The organism is Photobacterium chitinilyticum, assembly GCF_004104355.1.
Lineage (GTDB): Bacteria > Pseudomonadota > Gammaproteobacteria > Enterobacterales > Vibrionaceae > Photobacterium > Photobacterium chitinilyticum.
The window spans coordinates 180,785-207,341 of sequence record NZ_RJLM01000005.1 but is presented as its reverse complement, the minus strand read 5'-3'; the positions used below and the strand labels follow the sequence as shown (position 1 = coordinate 207,341).

The following is a 26,557-nucleotide window of genomic DNA, read 5'->3' as shown; positions in this document are numbered from 1 at the left end:
CACCGACTTAAATATTAATGCTTGGTGGAATTTTGCTTGGCAATAAGAAGCTATATTCTTGACGAGTTTCATTCCGGATATTGATCGTTTTTTCGATATCAACTAAGGAAGCTTGGAACTGACTGAGTGGCCCGCCTTCATCAGTGATCCTATCATCCTCGAACCAATCCAAATAAGGGAAGTTATTTGTACGATATTCACCTAATTGACGGTAGTAAACGCCTCCTAGAATTTGCAGCAACGAAAGCTGCTCCAGAGATTCTCGCATAGGAGGGAAGTTTTGTAGCCAGGCAGCCTCTGTTTGGACGTTTGTTGGATCTTTTCCCCAAATAGCGCCGGTTACCGCAGGAGCAAAGCTCATCAAGGAACTTTGAGGGAAATTGACGGCAGCATGCTGTGCGCTGGAAGAGAAAATGACCATTGTAAGCACTTCTGACAACTGCTCTCGAGTTGTAATAGGTTTAAACCCTTTTATCGCTCCTTCCGCCATTAACGATTCTGTCCATGCTGTTAACTCATAATCTTCAGTTACTGCAGCATCATCGGCGTAATAAACATTAATATAGTCCGTAGTCCAACTCTGAATTGCTTCCCAAACCAAAATAGCATCGTCGCGGTACGGATAATCTGGCAAGAAATCTTTGTTATCCACGTGGCGTGTAGCTAAATCATTTGGCAGCATATAGTCATAGAAATTGAGTTCAAGCCTGTCTGTGCCCGCAGCTAGCTGTGTCGATTTAATTTTACCACCAAAAATATCATCAATAGGGCCACCGGGGGCAATCAAAGAACCTGCAGCACTATTGTTAATAAATAAGGTACCCTCGAAGTGAGGAAGCAATAGCACATTAACCGGGTGTGATTCAGCAAGACAGCGATTTGTTGCAATGGTAAAAGCTTCAATAATCAAGTGCGTACGGCCGAGATGTACAAACAATTCATGATAATTACCGTCAGCCACTTGAACCAAAGACATCGCGGCTTGCCACTGCCAATACTCTGGGGAATTATCATTATTCTCGACGGCATAGGTGATCGCAAAATCATCCTTGTTTTGACCACTCTGAATCGCAACGGGAGTCAGCGATTTATCACCTTTAGGAATTGCAAATAGTGCAATAGGTGCAAATACTTGTTTCTCTGGCCCTTGAGGATTATCTACAAGTATCTCTAATTCATAGTAATCTAAAAGATATATCCGGTTTTCAGCCAAAGCCTCGACTAACGTGTCATCTTCCCCCATCACTTTTTGGTACCCTGCTTCGCTGACCGGAAAATTATCCGGTAGGCTAGAAATACCTTTTATTAGCATTGGATTTTGCCCTGCAACCCGGTAGCGAGCGAAGACATCATTTTGTTGGAAAACGTCAGCAACTGCCGGTAACGGAATTTTTTTGAACAGATCTTTATAAGCTTCTAGACCTGCACCTTTACGGTATTCCTTTACCTCCGAACGAACCAACCTAAGATACAAATCGACTAATGATTTTAGCATTTCAGTTGTGTTAGTAATTAAAGCCCACTGCTGCCCAGGCTTCAAATTCCCTACCGCCTCTGAAACCTCATTCAAACCATCTTTGATATCTACCAGCTCAGCAGCATCTTTTACGTTGGCAACGAGATTATCTACAATAGGCACTAAAACCTTCAATACGGTGATCCCCCAAATTAAAGTAGGATCAGCTTCTTTAGGCACTTCTTTTACCATTGGAACCGGCGCTACATTAGGGTGCTCAAGATCCCAAGCATATTTTCCCTGTGTGTTTTCCAGTTGTTTAAGACGTTTTTCTTGCTGTCGTTTGCTGTCATTTTGCGGAAGTGACGGATGTTTACGTGGAAATAAGTTAAACATGATGAATCCTTTCTTATTGATATATGGATACACGAGAGCGACCATTGCATGCAAGAATTGAAAGAATGGTCATTGACATCACTCCATCGAATATCGTGTGTAGTAGCGACGAACGTCTAATCGATGATATGTGTTAAAGAAGATAGTTCAGGAATGCAAATAAACTAGCGACAAAGTAAAACCAGTTGCATATGAGATACAATAATGTGAGCCACATAACAAATTTACGCTATTTAATGGCTCAATAGATATGGCATGAGGAATTTTTCACAGAAGCAACCAATGACTAGCCACCGAATTAACTAGACACTTCAGCTTAGTATTTATAGAATTATGCGCCACTAGAAAACACTGTTTTATATACAGCTATCATGATGGGCTGATCAAGTAACACAACACTTTGAAATGGCTTGAGTATGTTGTTTGTATCTTAAAACTTTTGGCACTTTATAAAAATAAATTTCGGATTTTTCAAGAAGTAATCATAATTTCAGTTAACGGTAGAAGGTAATGTCTTCAGGTACACCTACCGTATCCCATACATCTTTCACCAAGTCTTGTTCAGCGTGTTTCGAACACATATCGGATTTCATAAATCACCTACATTGAGGCTAGGAATAGGCACAATAAAAGGATAACCAATAACCGAGTAAGAGTTGTCACATCATGAGCCCCACCCTTATTACTCAGCACGAAATAGGGCTCTGATCTAATAGTGAAAATTAAGTACGATATAATACTTTGATGACATGGTAACCAAACTTGGTTTTTACCGGGCCGATAGGTTCCAGTACCTTCCCCGTAAAGACTGCTTTGTCGAATGCAGGGACCATCGCACCTTTACGGAACTCACCGAGATCTCCGCCGCGTTTTCCCGACGGACACGTTGAGTATTTCTTGGCAAGGGTCTGGAATTTAGCCCCTTTTTTCAATTGCTTCAGAATATCATCCGCTTGTTCTTTATGTTTCACCAAAATGTGAAGTGCTGCTGCTGTAGTGGCCATGATGCAAACCTAATATAACCAATAATAAATCGCTGAAAGTGTGCGATAAATCACTATAAGTGGCAAGTGTTAATATCACTCGGACCACACTGAGGTGCAAAAAATGCCAGTCGACTTATCGGCTGGCATTGTAGTTTGTTTGTTTGCTTGATGGCTTATTGCTGAGTATTGAAAATCTGAGCGGTTTCTAAATTGGTCATCTGACGAATTTGACGCCATACAAAGTAGAAAATACCCATCATCATTACCATTGAGGGAATGGCAATCATCGGGTAGCTCATCAGCGTCAGCTTACCCAACTCTTCATTGAAAGCTTGGGAACCAGACGGACTAGTCACAATCATCGTTGCAAGTACGTAATTCATTACAGACGAAAAGACAAACGTGGCTGAAAACAAGTAATTAGATCTCACCAAGCATCGTTCAAAGTCTGGCTGCTTACCATTTTCACCCAGTTTTTCTTTGATCAATGGTAGGTTAAGAACAGTGTCGTTAAACAACATTTTGGTTACTACCGGATACTTAGTAAATGTTGAGATAAACACACCCAAGCCGATCAGACCTGGGATAAGTGCTTCTTTTACTGCCAGCCACTTGGCGTCTAGCTCCAGCAAGCCAATACCGCCAGTCAGCAATACACTGACAAAGCCTAGCAACGAAATAAAGTTAAATTTCTTGTACTTGATTAACTCATAGCCTCCGAAAACAACCGGGAATGCTAAAGCGACAACTAACGCGCCGACAGATCCTAAATGCTCCTCACCACTCAATTTCATGAGGACAACAGATGGGACAATGACGTTAAAAATCAAATCAGTAAATGGGTTCGCTTTTTTCTCTGCCATAATCTCTTTCAAACGTTACCTAAAAGTTAATACCTAGCCATTGTTCCGTGATTTGGGGCTGGTGTAAAGAGTGTTCCAGTTACAAAGCGTAAATTATCATTCTTAATGCGTATATTCTTCTGTTCAACACCCTGCGAATTTGCATAACCTCCCCCACACTCTATTAACAAATCTATGAATTACCTTATTACTGTCATGCAGGAACACCGAACAAGGAGTCAGCAATGACCAAGCCAACCTTTTTGCGATGGCACACACAAGCAATTTACCTGCCCAGACGTCGGAAAAGAGGGCCCCGGATTTACAGCCACCAAGAATGCTATGCCTGTGGCCTCTGCAACCAAGGAAGAGCCGGCGGTGGCGTTTATTCATCAACTGGCACGAGATGGCTCGTCTTGCTGGCGTTGAGTACTCCGGCTTTAAGCAAAGAGATTGATATTCTGATAAGCTGATTCGCAAAGACCAAACAAGCCCTGCTCTATTTGGCTCACACTAATAAAAGGACTTTAAGATGCTTAATTCTACTAATACCGCCCTCGTCATTGTTGATGTCCAAGGTAAACTCGCTCAGATCATGGATCAAAAGGATGTACTCTTCAGTAATCTAGAGACCATTGTCAGAGGTGCGAAAATCCTCGATTTACCTATTGTGTGGGTAGAGCAAATACCAAAAAAACTCGGCCCGACGATACCGCAAATTGCCGATCAGCTCCACGATCACCAACCAATCGCCAAAAATAGCTTCAGCTGCTATAAGTCTTCAGAGTTTGTCGAAGCACTTGCCGAAACGGGTTGCAAAAATGTCATCCTGGTGGGAATAGAAGCGCATATCTGTGTCTATCAAACAGTCCGCGAGATGATCAATGCCGGCTACCATGTTGAAGTAATCAGTGATGCTGTTTCATCGCGCAACCCACAGAACAAACAAGTTGCCTTAAACAAGCTCCAACAGGCAGGCGCAGAGCTTTCTTGTACAGAAATGGTGCTATTTGAGCTTCAGGAGATTGCTGAAGGCGAACGTTTCAAACAAATCCTGAGTATTATCAAGTAAAATATCAAAATCAAAAAAGCCGATGGTTTCCCATCGGCTTTCAAGTCATATCGTTAACTATCAACTATTTAGCTATCACAACTTACCGCTAATAGCCGACACCGGCGCAATAAGACGAGATAAAGATCAGAGCTAATGCAAACGTCATAACATGAAGAACTGGCTTACTCTTCGTTATTATCGGCATCAGCCACACGCCAACCGCAGCCAGCAATAACCCTAAGCTGAGTACATGCGCCACGAATGGTGATATTTCATTATAGGTTTCTGCTCGACTTGCAAGGTCGGCTAGCTGAGGAATACCGGTTAGAAGACAAATCACGGCAATTACAGCACCTAATAGCGGTAGATAACGGTTAACTTCTTCAACTTTATGTTCAGCCCTAACAAGTGCGGTATGGGCAAATAACGTTCCACCACACAAGGTTGTTGCAATAAAATGAGCGGCAACTAGCCACTGCTCACTTCGCTGCATCAAACCGTGACCGAAGTAAACCAAACCACTCATTAATACGACTGAAAGCATCACCTTTCTCGTCGCATCACTGCCAATCAGAGCCTTCTCAGCAAACCAATATAGCAATGCGAGTACAAAGAAAATGGTAACTATCATCGCTTCAATGCTGAAGCTGTATACCGAATGGGTCTGAGACAGCACCAAGTTAATTTCGCGCAAAGCCAACGAGGCAAACAACAACATCCATAATACTGGCATTGTCTTATGCAAACGGTCAGTTTGACCAAAGCATAACTTCCCGCTGAAAATCACTGAGCCCAAAATTAGGAATGCCCCTATTGAAAGTTGAGCAAACACACTGGATAAAATAAATGGCCAATCAAACCAAGCCATGACCTACCTCTTCTATCTGACACCTGTTTCACAAGCTCATCAGAGAATTTTCTGTAATTATGAAAGGTGCGTATTGTGCCTTAACCCGAATCGATGTGCCAGAATTGAAAAGAGCAAAATAGACAAAAAATATCGCCTAGTTGTTGACTAAAAGCCCGACAATTCGCTATCTTATTTTTAGAGAAAAAATAAGTGCGAATATATTTGGATAATACGGTTGGAAGAAATGCAGGAATGATACCTGTCCATTTACTTCTGGAGTTGAATGGAAAGATTGAACAGAGACGCCTATGTTTGCAATAACTCATGTTGATGTATTTGATGGCCATAGCATTGCCAACAACCAAGCCATACTCATTGAAGATGATACGATTGTGGCCGTCACCCCGATGAATGAAGCTTCGTTACCCGAAGTTACCTTTGACGGCAATGGGTTAACGGCCACAGCCGGGTTTATCGATATTCAACTAAATGGCTGCGGCGGTGTACTGCTAAACACCGATATCCGAAAAAATACACTGGATATCATGAACCAGACCAACCTCAAAAACGGTACGACACAATACCTTCCCACTTTCATAACAAGTGGTAATGATTCAATGCGCCAGGTTATAGACATGGTTGGTGACATTGAGGATAAAACGGCAGAAGGTATTCTTGGCCTGCACCTTGAAGGCCCTTTTATTAGTAAAGAAAAAAAAGGAGCGCACGATCCAATCCACATTCGCCACCTCGATGAAATGACCGCTTATTATTTAGCCGATCATGCCGATAAGATCAAAGTGATTACTCTCGCCCCTGAAAACACCGCTCAGTCAGTCATTGATATTCTGACCCATGCAGGAATCACGATTTCACTCGGCCATACTAATGCCACTTATAAAGAACTAGAAGAAAAACAAGGTATCACCATGGCCACCCATCTTTATAACGCTATGAGCCCGCTGGGCTCTCGTGAACCAGGAGTCGTCGGATACATTTTCGATAAAAAGCCGCATGCCGGTATTATCGTCGACGGCATTCATTCTGATTACGCATCTGTCCGTATAGCTCATCAGATCATGGGGGAAAAACTATTCATGGTGACAGATGCTGTTACGCCGGCAGGAACAGACATGACCGAATACGATATGGCTGGCATCAAAGGTTATGTCACCAACGGTAAATGCCACTATAAAGATGGCACTATTGCCGGTTCTGCCATTACGATGATTGAGGGAGTGCAGAACTTAATCCACCATGTTGGTGTTAGCCGCGAAGAGGCATTGCGAATGGCTAGCTTATATCCAGCAAAAGCCTTGAAGATCGATGACCAATATGGCGTGATAGCTGAAGGTTATAAAGCTAATATCACCCTACTCACTAAAAGCAACGAGATTCACAGTGTTTATCAAATGGGTGTGAAGCGAGTTTAATACGCCTAATCAATGATTAAGTCTTGACCCATAAAAGACACAAAAAAAGCGAGCCTTTAGCTCGCTTTTTGACTCAAGCTATAATTAAGCCGCTTTTAGCTGTAATTTGCTTGCTTTATCAGCCGCAGATGCCCGCGCCATCTGAAATTCACGTAATCTTGAGTAGAGATAAGTAACAACAATCGAAAAGAACAGATACGACAGAGCAAAAATGATTGGAGAATTAATCACGTTCGCCTCTATGCCCCACATCACGCCAGTTATAGTAACCGCCATCTTAGCCATCATGCCCATAAGCAGTAGCATTAATGCCAACTGCGGGTATCGAGTAGAACACCGAAAAGCCAACCAATAACCCGAACCAACGGCAACTGATGCAATACCAAACCCGGCCATAAACGAGTGAAAATGTTCTCCTGAAAGCACACCGCCTAAAGTAGACATTAGAAAAATCAGACCGAACTTCATAATACACTCCTCTAGTGCGAATACGAAAAAACAAACTTTCAATGCGAATCATTGCTTACAGAGGTATTTTCCCACCTTTCGCTCGATATTCATACTAGGGGCAAACTAAACCAAAGTTTCAGAAGCGCACAGCCAACATCATTTTACATTTCGTAACATGGCAACCCCCTGCTATTACTAAAGAAAACGAATCATGGTTAACAACCTGTTAAATAACAGTCGATTTGTAAGAAATAATTTCAAACGGTAACATTTGAAATGTTTCCTCTAGAAAACCCAAAGCAGGCCGGAGAAAATCAGCATGAGTTGTTATTGAAGGGCCATATCGAATTATTAAATATGGAATTTAAAATTTATTTTTTGAGCGCTTATTTTCCAAAAACATGGCAAGCTTTATGCCGGGATTTGTGCTTTAGATGGATTATTATTTAACCGTCCGTTACCTGTCACGCAAAAAAACACCCGACCAAGGCCGGGTGTCTTAATCTGACAACAAATAAACGTGCTGTTATGCTATTGCTGCTTCCACCAGTTTTTCAACCTTAACAGCTGCAACCTTGAACTCTGGGATCTTCGCATGCGGATCAGTCGCCGTGATCGTCAATCGGTTTGCTGGTGACTCAGCAAAGTGGAACGGCACAAACACAACACCAGGCTGCATACGTTTAGTCACGAAAGCCGGTGTCTCTATACTCCCCCTTCGGGTCGACACGCGCAGCATCTCACCATTACCAACCCCTAGGCGTTCTGCATCAACAACCGAAATCATGGCACGTGGTCCGGCAAGATTATCCAGCCCTTTGGTTTTACGGGTCATTGTCCCGGTATGGAACTGCTCAAGCAAACGTCCGGTAGTCAGGATCAATGGATACTCATCATCAGGCAGTTCCGCCGCATAACGGAACGGTATCGCCACCATCTCTCCTTTACCCCGAACAAATGACTCTTGGTGCATGACGCGTGTACCCGGATGCTGTGAGTCTTTACATGGCCACTGAATACCATCGCGTCCGATACGATCCCAATGAATGCCTGCATATTGTGGTGTCATCTGACAGATTTCTTCCGTTATATCCTGTACTGACTGATATGCCCAGTCGCTACCCATTGCGTTGGCAATACTTTGAATGATCCACCAATCTTCCTTGGCCTCACCCGGCGGGTTAATTGCTGGCGAAATACGCTGTACACGACGTTCGGTATTGGTGAAATGACCTGACTTCTCTGCAAATGAACATGAAGGCAACACAACATCTGCATACTGAGCTGTCTCGGTTAGGAAAATGTCCTGAACAACCAAGAAGTCGAGTTTTTCCAGCGCCTCGATTACATGCGCCTGATTCGGATCACTGAGTACCGGATTCTCACCCATAACATACAACCCTCTCACCTCTTGATGACAAGCAGCATCAATAATTTCAGTGAGGGTCAAACCAGACTCGGATGGTAAATCAGGCTTATTCCAGGCTTTAGCAAACTTGCTATGAACTTCGGGATTGTAAACCTTCTGATAGCCAGGTAGATTATTCGGCAGCGCTCCCATATCGCAGGCGCCCTGTACATTTGACTGACCACGCAGCGGATTGATGCCGCCACCTTCAATACCAATGTTACCGCACAGCAACTGAAGGTTAGCAATCGAGCGGACATTGTCATGGCCTGTCGTATGCTGGGTGATCCCCATCGAATAATACACTGCTGTACGCTCAGCGGTGCCGATCATCTCAGCCATATTAATGACATCGTTGGCACGAACGCCCGTGATCAGCTCAATCTTATCCGGCGCATATTCATCACGCATGACTTCGGCTTTAAGCGCCTCAAACCCTTCAACACGCTCAGCAATATATTGTTCGTCATGCCAGCCATTCTTAATAATCTGTTGCATGATGCCATTGATTAGCATCACATCGGTTCCCGGACGATGGGCAACATACAGCTTGGCATGCTCAGCAATATCGATTCGTTTCGGATCGGCAACAATCAAACGCGCCGTGCCTTGACGAATTGCCTGTTTAATATGCGAGGCAATGATCGGATGGGCAGAGGTAGTATCAGAACCAATTATAAATACGACATCCGAGTGCTTGATACTCGGAATATCATTAGTCATCGCCCCACTACCCAGAGAGGCCTCCAGGCCAGTAACCGTCGACGCGTGACACAATCGAGCACAATGATCGACATTATTGGTACCCAGTTCACGACGAATAAACTTCTGGAACGCGTAGTTATCTTCGTTAGTCGTCTTTGCAGACGAGAAACCCGCCAAGGCATTACCACTATGCTGCGCCTTGATACTTCCAAGCTTCTCGGCAACTAGAGTCAGTGCCTCATCCCAAGTTGCTGGCTGTAACTGGCCATCTTTGCGGATCAACGGCGCATCCAAACGTTCTTGACTCTGAATGAAATCAAAACCAAAGCGTCCTTTCACGCACAACATACCCTGGTTCACCGGCGAGTCTTTAGCACCTTGAACGTAACGGATTTTGTTGGTGACTTCATCGACAAACATCGTGACCTTACAGCCTACCCCGCAATAGGTACAAATCGAATCTACAGGCTTCAGCATTTCAACTCGACCTTGCGACTTATCACGACTATCAACCAGTGCACCGGTCGGGCAAACCTGAACGCAGGCACCACACTGGACACAGTTTGAATCACCCATGTTATAACCGTTGTCAAAACCCGGGCGGCATTCTGGTCGCTTGGCACTGCTGCCGTCAGTATTTTTCATGAAGCTCAACGCACCATGTACCGCCTGTTCATTACAGGCTTCAACACACTGACCGCAGCTGATACAACGGTTGGCGTCAAAGACAATAAATTCGGAGCTATCATCGACACTGAATTTCTGACAGCTGCCCAAATCCAGATCTTTGTTTTCAACATTATATTCGGTGGCATAATCACGAAGGCTACAATCCGTATTCGCCTGACAACCACATTCAAGGCAGCGCTCGGCTTCTCGAATAGCCTCTTCGTTCATGAAACCCGTTTCGACTTCAGCAAAACTAAGCTCTCGTTCTTCCGTACTCAACTCTGGCATGACAGAACGCATTGCTTTTTTGATCCCGGCAAATTGCTGCGGGTCAACCTGCTTCACCTTCGGTGCTTTCTGGGAGTTAAACGGTTTTACCGGGATATTCTCCATATCGCCATTAAAGAAACGGTCAATGGATTGCGCAGCAATGCGACCATCTGCAACGGCTTCGATTGCCGTTGCCGGCCCACGACGAAAATCACCGATACTGAAAATATTTTCTAAGCCGGAGTACATAGTGTCCGGATCAGACTCCTGTGTCAGCCAACGGGTAACTGGCAGCTCAATGTCATCATTTTCGAGAAAAGCCAGATCAGGCTTCTGCGACACGGCTGCGATTACAGTATCAAAAGCCTCGGTAAAGTATTCACCGGTAGCTTCTGGACGGCGACGACCGGAGGCATCAGGTTCTCCCAGTGCCATTTTTTCGAGCTTAACTTCACTAACACGCCCGTTGTCATCGGCAATATTCTCGACAGGGTTTGTCAGAAAGTGGAATTTCACCCCTTCATGCTCTGCTTCTACTATTTCATAGTCTTCCGCAGGCATTTCATCACGGGTTCGACGGTAGATCAGCGTAGTATCGGCACCATCGCGAACAGCAGTACGGGCACAGTCAATGGCGGTATTACCACCACCGATAACAGCTACTTTTTTGCCGGTCGTATACTGGTGTCCGGTCACATAGTCTTTGAGGTAGTCGACACCCAAGTAGCAGCCATCCAGTTCACTGCCCTGATAATTCATTTCTACCGCTTTTGATGCACCAACCGCAAGGCAGACTGCATCGTAATCTTTGGCAAGACCTGATAAGAGGAAGTCTTTACCTAGTACCTTGCCCGTTTCGACCTGCATACCGTTACGGCACATCAGTTCAATTTCTTTATCTAAAATCGCTTTCGGCAATCGGTATTCAGGTATACCGTAGCGCAGCCAGCCACCAGCCTGAGGCATCGATTCAAACACTGTGACACTGTAACCTTCGTTACTTAAGTAATAGCCACAGGTTAAACCGCCAGGGCCACTACCAATAATGGCAATAGATTTACCTTTGGCTGGCTTCAATTCGGGAACATATTGCTCTTGCGCAACCAAATCAACATCGGCGGCGTGACGTTTTAGCTGTCGAATTGCCAGCGGTTCATCGACAATGCCGCGTCGACATTCAGTTTCACAGAATGCAGGACACACACGGCCAATGGAAAGCGGCATTGGCAATGTACGTTTAATAACTTCAACCGCTTTTTGATGATCATTTTGAGAAATATGATAGAGATAAGACTGAATATCAACCCCTGCCGGACAAGCCGTCTGACACGGTGCCTCACAGTCTGCATAGTGATCAGATAAAATGCGGTTCAATGCTTTTTTACGAGCGGCCGATAATGCTTCGCTCTGAGTTGTAACATTCATCCCCTCACTAGGATGAATTTCACATGCGCGCTTTGTGCCTTGTCCTTCGACTTCAACTACGCATAACTCACACGGTACTTTTTCACCGTTTTTATTTAAGCCACATAGAGATGGGATATCAATTTGGCAGTGTGTAGCGGCTTCAAGCAATGTTTGCTGCTTATTAACAGCTACGGCTTGTCCGTCTATTGTGACATTTATCATATATTGCCTCTTTACTGTTGCTCGGCGCTGCATCAAGGCAATGAGTTATACGGTTAAACCTGATTATTACTCAGATAACAAGTAGTAACTAACTTCTTATTCATAGGGAAAGCCAGGTACAGCGCTCAAGGATGATCGAGAGAAATCATCATTTTTTGTTATTCCTCCAACGTATCAGGATCAGAATAAAATTCCTTGATTTGAAACACTGTAGTGAATTATTTTCCATTCAAAATAAAGTAAGCAATAATCTACATTTACAATCAAACAGACAGAAACTGAAATATATTTTCATTATTCACTTTCAACTCCCCTACCTCGAAGGTGGCACAAATATATATCTACGAGGCTTTATCGATTAAATTATCGTTAAAACTTCGAATGATATTCGAAACTGAGTCGATTCACGGCCCCATAACTGAAAAAATAAAACACAATTTGTATTTATATTAGACACATAAATATAGATAAATTCTCATTTACTCACTTGACCAATAGAAATGCGTCTGCTTGCTGTACTTGACGACCGGGGAGTGGTTCTTACCACAACTCCCCGGTCTGCAGGTGCGAAAGAATGTCGTGAGAAAGCGATAATAATCACAGAGTTGCCACTAAACCTGTTATCAAGCTATCAGGAAACGCTATATAACACGTGACTTTTGCTTAGCGAACAACATATAATTTGATGATAATGTTAATAATTTTGTGAGCTTCCGGGCAAATTATGGCCAATATTCTAGATTCTGTTGATCAGCGTACCCAGCTTGTCGGTGAAAACCGACTCGAATTACTTATCTTCCAGCTGAACTCATCACAGCTATTTGCCATCAATGTGTTTAAAGTCAAAGAGGTCGTTAAGCTACCTAAGCTTAACGTTCTTCCTGGCTCACACCCTAATATTACTGGTGTTGCCAATATCCGGGGACAATCAATCCCGGTAATCGACCTGCGCCAAGCTATTGGTATGCGCCCGGTTGATAATAGCGGTGAAAGCAATATGATCATCACCGAATACAACCGCTCGGTACAGGCATTTCTTGTCGGCCAGGTTATGAACATTGAGAACCTGACATGGCGTGATATCCAGCCACCACCAAGCCAAGTCGGGAAAAATAACTATCTGACGGCCCTTACCAAACTGCAACGTGATGGTGTTGACAGGCTGGTTAGTATTATCGATGTCGAAAAGGTACTGGCAGAAATCATTGACTATGATATTCAGATTTCTGAAGAAGTCCTCGATAACAATATCGTGAACCATTTCCATGGCCGCAAGGTTTTGATTGTCGATGATTCAGCTACGGCCCGCTCGCAGATCCGCGATACGCTTTCACAGTTGGGACTCCAGCTGATTGAAGCCAGCGACGGTCTAATGGCACTGAACCTACTTAAAGGTTGGTGCGATGAAGGTAAGAATATCAACGATGAAATCCTGATGATGTTCACTGATGCTGAAATGCCTGAAATGGATGGCTATAAGCTAACCCATGAAATCCGTAACGATCCAAGAATGAGTAATTTGTATATCGCCCTTAATACCTCGCTCAGCGGCAGCTTCAATGAGGCGATGGTGAAAAAAGTTGGCTGTGACCGCTTTATTTCCAAGTTTCAGCCAGATCTGCTGGTTGAAGTAGTCCAGGACAGATTACGTGCAGTACTGTAACAACAAGCTGATGTGGAGAACTCGCCGTCTGGCGAGTTTTTTCTATCCACATTTTGCCGCTCTCCTCACAATAACCGAGTTCTAGCAATAAACGAGGCTTAAGTGGAGTACTGACAGTTTCAGCAGCACAGTAAACCATAGTTGTTCATCCATAATCATTACTCACACTCCTTATTAGTCACGGGCTCAAGTTCGTTCCAGGCCTCCAACGTTTCACCGTGCAAAATATCAATCTTCTGGTATTTTATATCTTCTGCTTTTACCGTTAACTGCATTGTCAGCAGAACAACGATGAGAAGTGGAAGCACCCAGCTAGGTGCTCCCTTGGGTTTCATTTGGCTCATACTACATCGACCCTTTTAGTGTGTGTTGGCAGTACGAACCTGGTTCTGATTGCTACGGAGTGTCACTCGGCGGTCAAAAAAATCACCTTCAAAGTTCTGCTCTGCTTTCAGCGGTTCCTGATCGCCATAGGCCGATGCAAAAATCTGGTCACCATCAACACCACGTTGTACTAAGTACGCACGAACGGCTTCAACACGTTGTTGTGACAGGTTGTAATTTTTCAGGCTATCACCGCGACGGTCGGCATAGCCGGACAGCTCCCACTTCACCTCGGGTGCCTGCTTCATTAGCTCCGCCAGCTCCACAAGTTGTTCCTCAAAATGCGGCTCAATCCTTGCCGAACCGGTGCGAAAGTGCACATTCATCTCTAGAGCCAAATCAATCTGGCGCTGCTCAAGGGTATTGCGCTCAATGCTTTGCTCAATCATTTCCTGCTGTAGACGGGCAATCTCAATTTGTGACTGGTTGTATCGCTGACTGATACGCTCAAGTTCGGTATTCCGTGCCGCTAGCTCTACCATTTCTTCGTCTTGTGATTTGATATGCTGCTCTTGCCCCATCGCAGTACCCGCAATGCCACCGACAATTGCGCCTATCACCGCCCCTGCAGGTCCTCCGACAAGCGCCCCGAACGCTGCCCCGGAACCTAAACCGATTAACTGCTCGTCCTTGCCAACTGTGTAGGTATCCTGGTCAGGATTCATTTCAGAAGGCTGCATGTCTGAGGCTTGAACCGCTGGTGCAATAGCCGATGCCATAAGAGCGGTTGCAATAAGTGTCGAGATTAGCTGCTTTTTCATTTTTTATTCCTCATCAGTTAAAAGTGTGCTGATTGTTTGTTTTTCTTCGATGTCGTTTCGATGAGGTAATTAAACCAACTTGTTCTGGCAATCTTGAGGAGGAAAAAGGGCAATATGCTGATCAATTGTGGCAAAAAAATGGCAATCGCTTCTTGTGGCTTTTTTCGGCCTTTTTTTATTGTATAGTCAGCACATAACAACAGCTCAATACCCATGAAATCATCCGCTAAGGCCGTACATGAAGAAAATTGTGATTGTCGAAGACGAAGACGCTATTCGTGAAAACTATATCGATGTATTAAAGAAACATGGCTACAACGTGCAGGGGTATGACAACCGACCAGATGCACAAGCTGCGTTCGAGCACAATCTACCGGATCTAGCCATTATTGATATCGGCCTACAGAACGAAATCGACGGTGGCTTTTCGCTGTGTCAATCACTACGAGCTTTATCACCAACAATACCTATTATTTTCCTGACGGCTCGAGATAGTGATTTTGATACTGTCTGCGGCCTGAGAATGGGAGCTGATGATTACCTGACCAAGGACACAAGCCTGCCCCACTTGATGGCTCGCATCGCAGCTCTTTTTCGTCGCAGCGCTCTTCTTGCCACACCGACCGAGCAGGAAACCCTCATTGAACGCGGAGCGCTGACAATTGATAAGAACAAAATGCAGATCTTCTGGAACAAAGAACTGGTTGAGCTGACAGTTACTGAATTCTGGATGGTTTACGCATTGGCAAAACGACCTGGACATGTCAAAAGTCGCCATGACTTAATGGATGAGGCTCAGGTTGTCGTCGACGACAGTACTATCACGTCACATGTAAAACGGATCCGTAAAAAATTCCTGCAATATGATGACAACTTTGACTGCATTAACACGGTATATGGAATGGGCTATCGATGGGGTTCATAACTGAGGTTGAACAATACTATGCCTAAATTTCGCATCGGCCTTAGAGTAAAAGTGATTCTGATTTCTAGCTTTCTGCTAACCCTGCCTTGGGTCGGCTATAAGTATATTATTGAAATGGAAAAGCTATTGCGACAGGGGCAAGAACAAACATTGGTCGGCACAACTCGCGCTGTAGCCACGGCATTGAACGAACGCCCAAAGTTGTTTAGTACTCAAGCCAGCTTTTTGCAGTCCGTCAGGAAAGGGCATGACTTATACGCCTATGAACTCCAAAATCCAATCACCCTCAATGGCCAGCTTGCAGACTGGACAGATTATGACGACAAGATGGTGCATTACGGGCGTGAATATGTTCAATTCAGCCGCCGTCCGTATAACCAAAACAGCATTAGCTTCCGCCATCTTGTCGGTAAATACGAAGGTTACCTTTACGCCGCTTTTGAAGTGACCGATAGCAGCCCGATCCTACGTCGAAAGAATTCAGTACGTGTCGATCGCAATGACCACCTGATCATTGCCATGACGTCCCCTGACGGTGAGTTTTTCCGATACGTTGTTTCAGCCCATGCTGATGGCTGGGTTAATGCGTGGCAAATTACCAATGACATCACCGACTCTAGCGGCCTGATCCTACAGAATCAAATTCAAGGCTATTGGCGCACGACAGACAAAGGGTACAACATTGAACTCAGGCTACCGCTATCATTCCTCGGCAATAAGCTAGGGTTTGCTTTTTACAATGTCAATAACGCCCAGAATCGAGAAATTGATACTATCATCGGCACCTCCAATACCTCTCACCTCAATCGACTGGGAACAGTACTGGTCCCTTCACCTGAAATAGAAAAGATCCTGAAAGGCATGGGGCATACCAGTACCCGTATCTGGGTTATCGACCGCCACCAGCGTGTACTCGCCCAGACAGGCGATATCCAGAAGTCAAACGGAGTTTGGTCATCATCGGTTAAGTATGCGGCTAATGATGACTCGTGGTGGTCAGCCATCGAGAAAAAAATTCTCCACCCACTTTATTATCGCTACCTCATTTCCGAACCTACCGTATTTGTTGATTCTCTCAAGGATGCCGCACTGGTCAAAGGCGTTCATGTTTCGCAGGCTCTAAATGGTCGGGGTTATTCCCACTGGCGCCAGTCTGAAGATGGAAAGGCCATGATCCTCGCGGCAGCCTATCCCATCTGGCTCGGTGACAATGTCATGGGTGCAGTAATTGCCGAAGAGTCAACGGCTGGTATTCAAACGCTGAGAAATCGGGCAATGGAGCAACTCTTCAATGCTATTTTGGCCATTATCACGATAGGTACCATCACCCTGTTTCTTTTCGCTTCGAAAATTTCCTCTCGAATTCGCCGCCTGCGTGATGAAGCTGAGCTGGCCATCGACAGCCAAGGGCGCATTCAGCAGCTCATCTCCCCGACACAAGATACCGATGAAATTGGCGACCTATCCCGCAGTATGGCAGCCATGGTAGGCCGGTTGGGACAGTATAATCACTATTTGGAAAACCTCTCATCCCGTCTTTCTCACGAATTGAGAACACCTGTTGCCGTCGTTCGCTCTTCAATAGAAAACCTCTCGATGCATAATCAGGATGAAGACTCACAGCGCTATATTGCCCGAGCACAAGATGGGGTACATCGACTGAGTACTATCCTATCAAGCATGACGGAAGCAACGCGTATCGAGCAGAGTCTACAAGGAGCAGAAAAAGAACGATTTCCCCTCAACGAACTTGTAACTGGATGCATGCAGGGATACCAGATGGCTTATCCACATCAGACTTTTGATGTACAAACTGAAAAGCCGGACATTTTCATTTTCGGAGCCCCTGATTACCTTGCCCAGCTACTGGACAAACTAATCGCCAATGCGGAAGATTTCAGCAACGATAACGATGCTATTGAAGTCTCATTGAGCCAGCAAGGGTCATCGGCAATTCTAACGGTGAGTAACTACGGTCCGCTACTGCCCGATAATATGTCAGACCAACTACTCAACTCTATGGTGTCAGTTCGCAGCCAACATAAACAAACCAAGCCACACCTTGGCCTAGGGTTATTTATTGCTAGGCTAATAACTCAATACCATCATGGAGATATTACGTTGAGAAACCGTATCGATAGTCAGGGTGTTGAGGTCGTTGTTACCCTGCCCATACAAATCATAGAAAGTTAAACTAATATACCCAAACTACTTTATTAGATTTAAATAGTTTGGGTATATCAGAGCACCACATTTATCGTTTTTTCTTATGCCATCACAGCTGCTGAAAACAACCCGATAGCAATCGTTATTGCAGCTATAGCTAGCAATATTTCAAACAGCATATTTTGCATAAATCATCCAACCAGTAGCCACCAAGCACAAGTACCGAGCTACTTTGATCTATCCGAGTTATTCTACCATCAAGACACACCTCTACAGAGAGGGTATTACGAGCGTCTTGATCGCACTAACAACAGCGGAGGTAGTGAGCGGTATACATATTAGCTCCTACTGTTATGGCTTCGTTATTGATTAATTAGCTTGGCCTGATTCGAGGCATGACAATATAAACTACCAGGTTCAACCAGAACGCCTTCAATTCCCGAGGTCGATGAACTTGTTGTTCTGAACGTACGAAGTACACAAACTGCCGTATACACACTAACTAAAATAAACAACAAACTAACAATGGTATCCAATATGTCTTCCTCTGTTTAGATTACATAATTAATACTACCCTTGAAGGCTAAATCGAACCTGAACAACATTCTAGATGCAATAAAGAGATTGTAACAACCTGATGGCATTATGAGCCCGTTTCATGTCTGTACTTATTTAGGACGATAGTCTTTTTCACTTTGCGGTGACTCTGACAACCATGCCCTTCCCTCACGGCTATCAACCTGAGCCATTACCTCCTGCTCTTTCTTTTCAATAGCCTGATATTGAGATTCACAAACGCTTTTGGTCACCTTGTCCTCGCCATAGGTATGAAGACAGCGATCTATGTATTCATCGTATGTCATCAACAAGGTTTCTGAGTGTGCCGGCGCCATAACTAGAACTGCCACACCAACAATCACAAGTGCACATCGTTTCATCATCATTCACACCAAGGTAGTTTTGCCCCTTTAAGTGAAGATGATCAACAAGTACAACGCCAACTTATTAATGAGACCATCAATAAAAAAGGAGCCACCGGCTCCTTTTCATTGAATATCATTCAGTTTAACTGTTGTGACTAACCACGGTAGTAGTTCTGTGGCACAAACGGCATCTTCTCAACAGTCATAGGTAACTTCTTACCACGAACTTCTGCAAACAGTTCAGTGCCAATCTTAGCCAGATCAGTCTTCACGTACGCCATTGCAACCGGTGCACCTTTGGTTGGGCCAAATGTACCACTTGTAACAATACCCACTTCATTGTCGTCGGCATCAAACAGCTTGCTGCCTTCACGAACAGGTGCCTTTGACTGGCCAAGCAAACCGATACGCTTACGGGCTACATCCTTCGTCTGGATTTGCTCAAGGATCAATTCAGCACCCGGGAAACCACCCGGACGTTGACCGTCCGCACGGCGAGGCTTACTGATACCCCACAACAGGCTGGCCTCAACAGGCGTCGTTGTTGTATCGATATCGTTACCGTATAAACATAGGCCACACTCAAGACGCAATGAGTCACGAGCCCCCAAGCCAATCCACTCTACTTCAGTGTTTGCCAGTAGTTCACGTGCTAGTGCATCTGCTTTATCAGCCGGCACAGAGATTTCATAACCATCCTCACCGGTATAGCCAGAACGGCTTACCAGACACTCTGCGCCACCCAGATCAATAGATACAGCATCCATAAATAGCATGTCGCTCACAGCAGGATTCAAACGAGCCAATACTTCTGCGGCTTTTGGTCCTTGCAGGGCAAGCAATGCACGATCATCAATGAGTTCCATCTCAACATCGGCAGGTAAATGCGCTTTGATATGGGCAATATCTTGGTCTTTACATGCCGCATTCACCACGACAAACAGGTGATCACCAAAATTAGTCACCATCAGATCGTCTAAGATCCCGCCCTGCTCGTTGGTAAAGAATGCATAACGCTGCTTGCCTGCTGGCAGGTCAATAATATCGACAGGAACAAGTGCTTCAAGGGCTTTCGCAGCATTGGCACCATGAAGGCGAAGCTGACCCATATGTGAAACATCAAACAAACCGGCTGCTTCACGGCAGTGGATATGCTCTTTGCGAACACCTAATGCGTATTGAACAGGCATGTCATAGCCAGCAAAAGGAACCATTTTCGCGCCCATCTCAACATGAAGAGCGTGCAGAGGTGTTACCAGTAATTCTTGGGACATACGTTTATACTCCGTGAACCGCGAGTATGCGGCTATTTTCCATATCACTTGTTGCGACTATGTTAAACTAGGTTTACTATAGTAAACAAAGTTTCTTGCGGTTCAAACTGCGCCACCTCACATAATTTCACATCAGTACAAATAATCGTCCTTACACTGATGTCACGATGCCGTTACCCAAAGAATGTGCGCATCTTCATCGCTAATTGATACCAACATATGTCCCATGGTGGCATCATAATAAACCGAGTCGCCCTCGCTCAGCTTCACCGGCTCATAAAACTCAGAGAAAAAAGTGATCTCGCCAGATAACACCAGCAAGAACTCTTCGCCGTCATGGCGGATCCAGCCTGAATAGTCCTCAAACTGGCGAGCCCGTACCCGAGACTTAAACGGCATCATCTTTTTCTTGGTTAGCTGCGTTGCCAGCAGCTCATGCTCATACGTTGTCGTTGGATGCGGCTTTCCCTCATCCTGACGGGTGATATCTCTGCGGCCCGTTGCTTTTATCTGCTTTGGTGGTGCAAACAGCTGAGGAATATCGATTTCTAATCCACCAGCCAGCTTTTGCATCGCCTGGAACGTAGGAGAAATTTGCTCGTTCTCAATCTTAGACAGCGTCGAACGGGCCAGCCCGGTACGCTTACTGGCTTCTTCCAGAGTTAGCCCATGGGCCATCCGGATTTCTTTTAACCGCTTACCGAGTTTCAGTGGCTCGATTTTCTCATCTCTATCCGTACCATGTTCTTTGGCTACCGTCATCGATGGGTAGATATCTACCTGTTGTTTATCACTCATTACTTCCCTCCTTGGTACTACTGTTACTTCATTTTGGCATAGCCGATCGGAAACTTAAAAGTCATACCAATGAAAAAGTTTGACCGACGCATCATATTTGAAACAAAGTTTCCAAAAGGAAACTTTTATTTTTTTGCTGCCTTTTCCACCGCTCAAAAGCACAATAATTGCACTGCGGCACATTCCTTTCTCCCACACTACCTGATATAGGAAACTCTTACAAAACCCTTATAGCTACTGGGCTTGTTATCATTATTAACCAACTCGCAACAACACTGCACTCCGGTAAATAAACGAAGAAATTGGCCTTCAGAGAGAAATATGCATGACAAGGCGCAAACGTTTGCCTAATATAATCGATACTAAAGTGGACAATGATCCACTATTGGAAATTTCCGTTTGATCGGCTATCTATAGAAAGGTATGTTACGCAGTTGTTAGGGCCAGTTAGACATTCAACTGTCATATTTTGGTCTGATTAAGGCAACCAGCTGCAGACATTATCCATAACTACAATACAGCCAATGGCTCTGGACAATGGAACACCCACTAGGGCGCACTTGAGGATAACGTGAAATGAAAGCTTCATACCAAAACCACGATTTAGAAATGTTCTTCTCCACCAACCTTGCTCAGGTGGACGGAGCTGTTAATGCAGGCATCGAGGCAGAGCTGAACCGTCAGAACCAGCAAATCGAACTGATCGCCTCTGAAAACATCGTTTCTAAAGCGGTTATGCAAGCACAAGGTAGCTGTTTAACCAACAAATACGCCGAAGGTTATGCAGGTCGCCGCTACTACGGTGGCTGTGAACATGTCGACGAAGTAGAAAGAATCGCCATTGCTCGTGCCAAACAACTTTTCCAGTGCGAGTACGTGAACGTTCAGCCACACTCTGGCGCCCAGGCCAACGGTGCAGTGATGCTCGCACTGCTTCAGCCAGGCGACACCATCCTAGGTATGTCTCTGGATGCTGGTGGCCACTTAACTCACGGTGCTCGCCCTGCCCTTTCCGGCAAGTGGTTCAATGCGGTTCAATACGGTGTTAGCAAAGACAACTGCGAAATAGACTACGACCAGGTTCGTGAGCTTGCTATCGAAAGCCAGCCAAAAATGATCATCGCTGGTGGTTCTGCTATTCCTCGTAAAATTGATTTTGCCAAGTTCCGAGCCATTGCCGATGAAGTTGGCGCATACCTGATGGTTGATATGGCGCACATTGCCGGACTAATTGCAGCTGGCGAACACCCAAATCCGATTCCGCACGCACACATTGTTACGACAACAACGCACAAAACATTGCGTGGCCCTCGTGGCGGTATGATCCTGACTAACCACGAAGATATTAACAAGAAGATCAACTCGGCGGTTTTCCCTGGCCTTCAGGGTGGTCCGCTAATGCATGTTATTGCTGGTAAAGCCGTTGCTCTTGGTGAAGCCCTAGAACCAGAATTCAAACTGTACATTAAAAATGTGATCAACAACGCGAAAGTGTTAGCAGAAGTCCTGCAAGCTCGCGGTTGCGATATTGTTACCAATGGTACAGACACTCACCTGATGCTGGTTGACCTTCGTCCAAAGGGCCTAAAAGGCAATCAGACAGAAGAAGCCCTGGAGCGTGCAGGTATTACCTGTAATAAGAATGGCATCCCATTCGATTCTGAAAAGCCTATGGTTACATCAGGCATCCGTCTTGGTACACCGGCAGGCACAAGCCGTGGGTTTGGCTCTGACGAATTCAAGCAAATTGGTGAGTGGATTGGTGACGTACTTGACGGGCTGGTTGCCAACCCAGAAGACAACAGTGAAGTTGAGCAGCGTGTGAAACAGCAAGTACAGAAACTCTGCAGCCGTTTCCCGCTATACCAGTAGTCCTCTACGATTATTGATTGATACAAACCGAAAATCTGTGGCCCGATGACTTTTATACGGGCCTGTAAAAATAAACAAAATCTGCGGAAGCATTGCGCAAGGAGTAAAAATGGAAAATACATTGAAGTTCGCTGAAAGTCATGAGTGGGTACGCGATAACGGTGACGGCACTATCACTATGGGTATCTCTAGCCACGCTCAGGGTCTACTTGGTGACGTTGTATTCGTTGATCTTCCAGAAGTGGGTGACTCAACAGAAGCTGGTGAGACTTTCTCTCTAGTTGAATCTGTAAAAGCAGCTTCTGACATCTATGCGCCGGTAACCGGTGAAATTGTTGAAATCAACGAAGAGCTGGAAGACAGCCCTGAGCTGATTAACGAAGAACCATACGAAGGCGGCTGGATTGCTAAGATCAAAGTTGCAGATGTTGAAGAGCTAAGCAAGCTTATCGACGGCGAGAAATACCTAGCGTCTATCGACGAAGACTAAGTGAATATCGGCTTTTAAGTACCGAAAAAGATAATTTCCGCTTAAAAGCCGGTTTTCAACCTACTCTCGATGACTTCCCACTATTGCATCATGCTCAGGTGTAATAGGTAGTAACTGTTCAGGAAAGAACCATGACCGACATGACTCTTCTAAATGCATTAAGTGACGATAAGGAATTCGCAGGTCGTCATAATGGCCCGGATTCAGCACAACAAAAAATCATGCTGGAAACTATCGGCGTTGCAAGCGTTGATCAGCTGATTGAACAAACCGTCCCGGCAGCAATTCGTCTGCCAGAACCAATGAAGTTAGACCAGCCTCAAAGCGAATCAGATATGCTTGCTGCGCTTAAAGCAATCGCAAGCAAAAATATCATCAACCGCAGTTTTATCGGTCAGGGTTACTACAACACCTTAACGCCTAATGTTATTCTGCGTAACGTCCTGGAAAATCCAGGTTGGTACACAGCTTATACCCCTTACCAGCCAGAAATCTCCCAAGGTCGCCTAGAATCACTGCTTAACTACCAGCAGATGATCATGGATCTGACAGGCATGGAACTGGCCAATGCATCGCTGCTTGATGAAGCGACAGCAGCAGCCGAAGCCATGACACTGTGTCAGCGTGCAGGCAAAAACAAGAGCAAGACATTCTTTGTATCGAACGATCTGCACCCACAGACTGTAGATGTTGTTCGTACTCGTGCCGGCTACATCGGCATTGAAATCATCACAGGCTCTATCGACGAGCTGGACAACCACGATGTATTCGGCGCTCTGCTTCAGTACCCTGGCACCAGCGGCAACGTGGTAGACCTAACTGAAACTATCGAAAAAGCACACGCCAAGAAAACACTGGTCGCTGTTGCCTCTGATCTGCTGGCACTAACGCTACTGAAATCACCTGGCGAAATGGGCGCGGACGTAGTTATCGGTAGTGCCCAGCGCTTCGGTGTCCCAATGGGCTTCGGCGGCCCGCACGCGGGCTTCATGGCAACCAAAGACAAGCACAAGCGTACAATGCCTGGCCGTGTTATCGGTGTATCGAAAGATTCCAAAGATAACCAAGCGCTACGTATGGCGATGCAAACGCGTGAACAGCACATCCGTCGTGAAAAAGCGACATCGAACATCTGTACAGCTCAGGCACTACTAGCAAACATGGCTGCATTCTATGCCCTTTACCACGGTCCTGAAGGCCTGCGTAAAATCGGCCGCCGTGTCCACCACCTAACAGCAATTCTTGCTGCTGGCCTACGCAACTCTGGTATCGAACTAGCGCACGACGCCTTCTTCGACACCATTACGCTAAATACCGGCAAGAAAACTAACGAGCTCTACAAAAAGGCGCTCGATGCGGGCATCAACCTGCGTAAATATCCGGCTACTGATGACAAGAGCGGTCAGCTTGGTATCAGCGTTGACGAAACCACCAAAATTGAAGATATCGAAGAGCTACTGACTCTGTTCAGCGGTGATGAGCTAAAAGCATCAATGTTCACAGCAGATATTGCTTCCGATGAATTCGCAGCCATTCCAGAAAGCTGCCGCCGTACCAGCAAGTACCTGACTCACCCAGTATTTAGCGAGCACCACAGTGAAACGCAGATGATGCGTTACATGAAGAAGCTGGAAAACAAAGACTACTCGCTAACTCACGGTATGATCCCGCTAGGCAGCTGTACCATGAAGCTAAATGCCGCAGCAGAGATGATCCCTGTAACTTGGCCTGAATTCGGTTCCCTGCACCCATTTGCCCCAGCAGATCAGGCACAAGGCTATGCTGAACTTGCTGAGAAGTTCTCTGAAATGCTGTGCTCGGTAACAGGCTACGATGCGTTCTCGCTACAGCCAAACTCAGGTGCACAGGGTGAGTACGCTGGCCTGATTGCGATTCAGCGCTACCACGAGTCTAACGGAGAGTCACACCGTAACGTATGCTTGATCCCAAGCTCTGCGCACGGTACTAACCCAGCTTCTGCTGCCATGGTATCGATGAAAGTTGTGGTAGTTGGCTGTGACGACCTTGGTAACATCGACGTTGAAGATCTGAAATCAAAAATCGAAAAACACCGCGACAACCTGTCGTGCATCATGATCACCTACCCTTCTACCCACGGTGTATACGAAGAAGCCGTTCAGGAAGTGTGTGAGCTGGTTCATGAAGCTGGCGGTCAGGTTTACCTTGACGGTGCCAACATGAACGCGCAGGTTGGCCTAACAAGCCCTGGCTTCATCGGCTCTGACGTCTCGCACCTGAACCTGCACAAAACCTTCTGTATCCCACACGGCGGTGGTGGTCCGGGTATGGGTCCTATCGGTGTTAAATCGCACCTGGCTCCGTTCCTGCCGGGTCACACAGAAAGTTCTGAAAGCGACAAGCCTCAGTACGCTGTATCAGCAGCAGAGCTAGGTTCAGCCTCTATCCTGCCTATCTCATACGCTTATATTGCGATGATGGGCGAAGAAGGCCTGACTGAAGCAACTAAACTGGCTATCTTGGGTGCAAACTACGTAATGGAGCGTCTGCGTCCGCACTACCCAGTTCTGTATCGTGGTACACACGGCCGCATCGCTCACGAATGTATTATCGACATCCGTCCAATCAAAGAAGCTTCAGGCATCTCAGAGGAAGACGTTGCTAAACGTCTGATGGACTACGGCTTCCATGCACCAACCATGTCATTCCCTGTTGCCGGCACACTGATGATCGAGCCAACAGAATCTGAAGACCTGGCTGAACTGGATCGCTTCTGTGACGCAATGATTGCTATCCGCCATGAGATTGCCCGTGTTCAAGATGGCGAGTGGGATCTGGCAGACAACCCGCTAGTCCACGCACCGCATACTCAGGCAGACTTAATGGAAACCGAGTGGAACCGCAGCTACAGCCGCGAGCTAGGTTGCTTCCCATCAAACCAGACCAAGGACGCCAAGTACTGGCCGACGGTTAACCGGGTTGATAACGTATTCGGTGACCGTAACCTAGTATGTTCTTGCCCGGGTATTGAGAACTACATGGAAGACTAAGAGCTTGCTGATCACAGATAACCAAGTTGGAAACTGTGATAACCGAGTTGGAAACCGATAACTAAATTAGAAACTAACTTGAAAACAAAAGGCGAACCGTTTGGTTCGCCTTTTTAATTACCTT

Annotated in this window: 20 protein-coding genes and 1 pseudogene; 9 read left to right on the top strand and 12 right to left on the bottom strand. The window is 45.6% G+C overall.

Annotated elements, in window-relative coordinates:
* Positions 1 to 7: 7 nt before the first annotated feature.
* From EDI28_RS13990 to EDI28_RS13980, 3 genes are all read right to left on the bottom strand, one after another.
* On the bottom strand, positions 8 to 1,852 hold the full coding sequence (locus EDI28_RS13990) for a lipoxygenase family protein (RefSeq protein ID WP_128784503.1): 1,845 nt from the start codon (positions 1,850 to 1,852) through the stop codon (positions 8 to 10).
* A gap of 722 nt (positions 1,853 to 2,574) precedes the next feature.
* Positions 2,575 to 2,856, bottom strand: a complete 282-nt coding sequence (gene ppiC / locus EDI28_RS13985; protein WP_128784502.1) for a peptidylprolyl isomerase PpiC — start codon at positions 2,854 to 2,856, stop codon at positions 2,575 to 2,577.
* A gap of 155 nt (positions 2,857 to 3,011) precedes the next feature.
* The gene (locus tag EDI28_RS13980) at positions 3,012 to 3,701 is read right to left on the bottom strand and encodes a VC0807 family protein (RefSeq protein ID WP_128784501.1); all 690 of its coding nucleotides are present in this window, start codon (positions 3,699 to 3,701) and stop codon (positions 3,012 to 3,014) included.
* Positions 3,702 to 3,938: 237 nt separating this feature from the next.
* Here EDI28_RS13980 and EDI28_RS27345 point away from each other — a divergent pair.
* Together EDI28_RS27345 and EDI28_RS13970 are read left to right on the top strand one after the other, a co-directional pair.
* Positions 3,939 to 4,097: pseudogene (locus EDI28_RS27345) on the top strand (glutamate synthase-related protein); the annotation flags it as partial.
* A 115-nt stretch (positions 4,098 to 4,212) separates the two neighbouring features.
* Positions 4,213 to 4,752: a hydrolase gene (locus EDI28_RS13970; protein WP_128784500.1), complete on the top strand. Its 540-nt coding sequence runs from the start codon at positions 4,213 to 4,215 to the stop codon at positions 4,750 to 4,752.
* Between the two features lie 88 nt (positions 4,753 to 4,840).
* Here EDI28_RS13970 and EDI28_RS13965 read toward each other — a convergent pair whose 3' ends face one another.
* Positions 4,841 to 5,602 carry a DmsC/YnfH family molybdoenzyme membrane anchor subunit gene (locus tag EDI28_RS13965; protein WP_128784499.1) on the bottom strand — a complete coding sequence of 254 codons (762 nt, stop codon included), beginning with the start codon at positions 5,600 to 5,602 and terminating at the stop codon, positions 4,841 to 4,843.
* A 290-nt stretch (positions 5,603 to 5,892) separates the two neighbouring features.
* Here EDI28_RS13965 and nagA point away from each other — a divergent pair, with 290 nt between their 5' ends.
* Positions 5,893 to 7,017, top strand: a complete 1,125-nt coding sequence (gene nagA / locus EDI28_RS13960) for an N-acetylglucosamine-6-phosphate deacetylase (RefSeq protein WP_128784498.1) — start codon at positions 5,893 to 5,895, stop codon at positions 7,015 to 7,017.
* 84 nt (positions 7,018 to 7,101) lie between these two features.
* Here the strand turns inward: nagA and EDI28_RS13955 are convergent, their stop codons facing one another.
* Together EDI28_RS13955 and fdhF are read right to left on the bottom strand one after the other, a co-directional pair.
* Positions 7,102 to 7,485: an NADH:ubiquinone oxidoreductase gene (locus tag EDI28_RS13955; protein ID WP_128784497.1), complete on the bottom strand. Its 384-nt coding sequence runs from the start codon at positions 7,483 to 7,485 to the stop codon at positions 7,102 to 7,104.
* Between the two features lie 508 nt (positions 7,486 to 7,993).
* Positions 7,994 to 12,148, bottom strand: a complete 4,155-nt coding sequence (gene fdhF, locus EDI28_RS13950) for a formate dehydrogenase subunit alpha (protein ID WP_128784496.1) — start codon at positions 12,146 to 12,148, stop codon at positions 7,994 to 7,996.
* A 724-nt stretch (positions 12,149 to 12,872) separates the two neighbouring features.
* On the opposite strand from fdhF, the gene EDI28_RS13945 reads away from it, so the two are divergent.
* Positions 12,873 to 13,811 (top strand): chemotaxis protein CheV, encoded by a 939-nt coding sequence (locus tag EDI28_RS13945; RefSeq protein ID WP_128784495.1) that lies wholly within the window; start codon positions 12,873 to 12,875, stop codon positions 13,809 to 13,811.
* A 158-nt stretch (positions 13,812 to 13,969) separates the two neighbouring features.
* Here the strand turns inward: EDI28_RS13945 and EDI28_RS13940 are convergent, their stop codons facing one another.
* From EDI28_RS13940 to EDI28_RS26975, 3 genes are read right to left on the bottom strand one after another with little or no spacing between them, the layout of a single operon-like run.
* Entirely contained in the window at positions 13,970 to 14,155 is a 186-nt protein-coding gene (locus EDI28_RS13940) for a hypothetical protein (protein WP_128784494.1), read from the bottom strand.
* Between the two features lie 15 nt (positions 14,156 to 14,170).
* Positions 14,171 to 14,956 carry a sortase-associated OmpA-like protein PdsO gene (pdsO, locus tag EDI28_RS13935; protein WP_128784493.1) on the bottom strand — a complete coding sequence of 262 codons (786 nt, stop codon included), beginning with the start codon at positions 14,954 to 14,956 and terminating at the stop codon, positions 14,171 to 14,173.
* Between the two features lie 17 nt (positions 14,957 to 14,973).
* Positions 14,974 to 15,171 carry a hypothetical protein gene (locus EDI28_RS26975; protein WP_164918560.1) on the bottom strand — a complete coding sequence of 66 codons (198 nt, stop codon included), beginning with the start codon at positions 15,169 to 15,171 and terminating at the stop codon, positions 14,974 to 14,976.
* Between the two features lie 23 nt (positions 15,172 to 15,194).
* Here EDI28_RS26975 and pdsR point away from each other — a divergent pair, with 23 nt between their 5' ends.
* Both pdsR and pdsS read left to right on the top strand, forming a co-directional pair.
* Positions 15,195 to 15,881, top strand: a complete 687-nt coding sequence (gene pdsR, locus EDI28_RS13930; protein ID WP_128784492.1) for a proteobacterial dedicated sortase system response regulator — start codon at positions 15,195 to 15,197, stop codon at positions 15,879 to 15,881.
* Positions 15,882 to 15,899: 18 nt separating this feature from the next.
* Positions 15,900 to 18,074 (top strand): proteobacterial dedicated sortase system histidine kinase, encoded by a 2,175-nt coding sequence (gene pdsS, locus EDI28_RS13925; RefSeq protein WP_128784491.1) that lies wholly within the window; start codon positions 15,900 to 15,902, stop codon positions 18,072 to 18,074.
* A 641-nt stretch (positions 18,075 to 18,715) separates the two neighbouring features.
* On the opposite strand, the gene EDI28_RS13920 is transcribed toward pdsS, so the two are convergent.
* The 3 genes from EDI28_RS13920 to EDI28_RS13910 all read right to left on the bottom strand — a co-directional run bounded on the left by EDI28_RS13920 (position 18,716) and on the right by EDI28_RS13910 (position 21,042).
* On the bottom strand, positions 18,716 to 18,988 hold the full coding sequence (locus tag EDI28_RS13920) for a hypothetical protein (RefSeq protein WP_233353378.1): 273 nt from the start codon (positions 18,986 to 18,988) through the stop codon (positions 18,716 to 18,718).
* 137 nt (positions 18,989 to 19,125) lie between these two features.
* A complete protein-coding gene (gene gcvT / locus EDI28_RS13915) occupies positions 19,126 to 20,244 on the bottom strand; it encodes a glycine cleavage system aminomethyltransferase GcvT (RefSeq protein WP_128784490.1) in 1,119 nt (372 codons plus the stop codon).
* Between the two features lie 162 nt (positions 20,245 to 20,406).
* Positions 20,407 to 21,042, bottom strand: a complete 636-nt coding sequence (locus tag EDI28_RS13910) for a helix-turn-helix domain-containing protein (protein WP_128784489.1) — start codon at positions 21,040 to 21,042, stop codon at positions 20,407 to 20,409.
* A gap of 576 nt (positions 21,043 to 21,618) precedes the next feature.
* Here EDI28_RS13910 and EDI28_RS13905 point away from each other — a divergent pair.
* The 3 genes from EDI28_RS13905 (at position 21,619) to gcvP (ending at position 26,433) form a co-directional block, all read left to right on the top strand.
* Positions 21,619 to 22,914 (top strand): serine hydroxymethyltransferase, encoded by a 1,296-nt coding sequence (locus EDI28_RS13905; protein ID WP_128784488.1) that lies wholly within the window; start codon positions 21,619 to 21,621, stop codon positions 22,912 to 22,914.
* 109 nt (positions 22,915 to 23,023) lie between these two features.
* A complete protein-coding gene (gene gcvH / locus EDI28_RS13900; protein ID WP_128784487.1) occupies positions 23,024 to 23,404 on the top strand; it encodes a glycine cleavage system protein GcvH in 381 nt (126 codons plus the stop codon).
* Positions 23,405 to 23,535: 131 nt separating this feature from the next.
* Entirely contained in the window at positions 23,536 to 26,433 is a 2,898-nt protein-coding gene (gcvP, locus tag EDI28_RS13895) for an aminomethyl-transferring glycine dehydrogenase (protein ID WP_128784486.1), read from the top strand.
* The last annotated feature ends 124 nt before the right edge of the window (positions 26,434 to 26,557 follow it).

Excerpts from the sequence above, each read along its gene's own strand:
- EDI28_RS13990 (WP_128784503.1), bottom strand. The coding sequence starts at position 1,852 with ATGTTTAACTTATTTCCACGTAAACATCCGTCACTTCCGCAAAATGAC.
- ppiC (WP_128784502.1), bottom strand. The coding sequence starts at position 2,856 with ATGGCCACTACAGCAGCAGCACTTCACATTTTGGTGAAACATAAAGAA.
- EDI28_RS13980 (WP_128784501.1), bottom strand. The coding sequence starts at position 3,701 with ATGGCAGAGAAAAAAGCGAACCCATTTACTGATTTGATTTTTAACGTC.
- EDI28_RS13970 (WP_128784500.1), top strand. The coding sequence starts at position 4,213 with ATGCTTAATTCTACTAATACCGCCCTCGTCATTGTTGATGTCCAAGGT.
- EDI28_RS13965 (WP_128784499.1), bottom strand. The coding sequence starts at position 5,602 with ATGGCTTGGTTTGATTGGCCATTTATTTTATCCAGTGTGTTTGCTCAA.
- nagA (WP_128784498.1), top strand. The coding sequence starts at position 5,893 with ATGTTTGCAATAACTCATGTTGATGTATTTGATGGCCATAGCATTGCC.
- EDI28_RS13955 (WP_128784497.1), bottom strand. The coding sequence starts at position 7,485 with ATGAAGTTCGGTCTGATTTTTCTAATGTCTACTTTAGGCGGTGTGCTT.
- fdhF (WP_128784496.1), bottom strand. The coding sequence starts at position 12,148 with ATGATAAATGTCACAATAGACGGACAAGCCGTAGCTGTTAATAAGCAG.
- EDI28_RS13945 (WP_128784495.1), top strand. The coding sequence starts at position 12,873 with ATGGCCAATATTCTAGATTCTGTTGATCAGCGTACCCAGCTTGTCGGT.
- EDI28_RS13940 (WP_128784494.1), bottom strand. The coding sequence starts at position 14,155 with ATGAGCCAAATGAAACCCAAGGGAGCACCTAGCTGGGTGCTTCCACTT.
- pdsO (WP_128784493.1), bottom strand. The coding sequence starts at position 14,956 with ATGAAAAAGCAGCTAATCTCGACACTTATTGCAACCGCTCTTATGGCA.
- EDI28_RS26975 (WP_164918560.1), bottom strand. The coding sequence starts at position 15,171 with ATGGGTATTGAGCTGTTGTTATGTGCTGACTATACAATAAAAAAAGGC.
- pdsR (WP_128784492.1), top strand. The coding sequence starts at position 15,195 with ATGAAGAAAATTGTGATTGTCGAAGACGAAGACGCTATTCGTGAAAAC.
- pdsS (WP_128784491.1), top strand. The coding sequence starts at position 15,900 with ATGCCTAAATTTCGCATCGGCCTTAGAGTAAAAGTGATTCTGATTTCT.
- EDI28_RS13920 (WP_233353378.1), bottom strand. The coding sequence starts at position 18,988 with ATGATGAAACGATGTGCACTTGTGATTGTTGGTGTGGCAGTTCTAGTT.
- gcvT (WP_128784490.1), bottom strand. The coding sequence starts at position 20,244 with ATGTCCCAAGAATTACTGGTAACACCTCTGCACGCTCTTCATGTTGAG.
- EDI28_RS13910 (WP_128784489.1), bottom strand. The coding sequence starts at position 21,042 with ATGAGTGATAAACAACAGGTAGATATCTACCCATCGATGACGGTAGCC.
- EDI28_RS13905 (WP_128784488.1), top strand. The coding sequence starts at position 21,619 with ATGAAAGCTTCATACCAAAACCACGATTTAGAAATGTTCTTCTCCACC.
- gcvH (WP_128784487.1), top strand. The coding sequence starts at position 23,024 with ATGGAAAATACATTGAAGTTCGCTGAAAGTCATGAGTGGGTACGCGAT.
- gcvP (WP_128784486.1), top strand. The coding sequence starts at position 23,536 with ATGACCGACATGACTCTTCTAAATGCATTAAGTGACGATAAGGAATTC.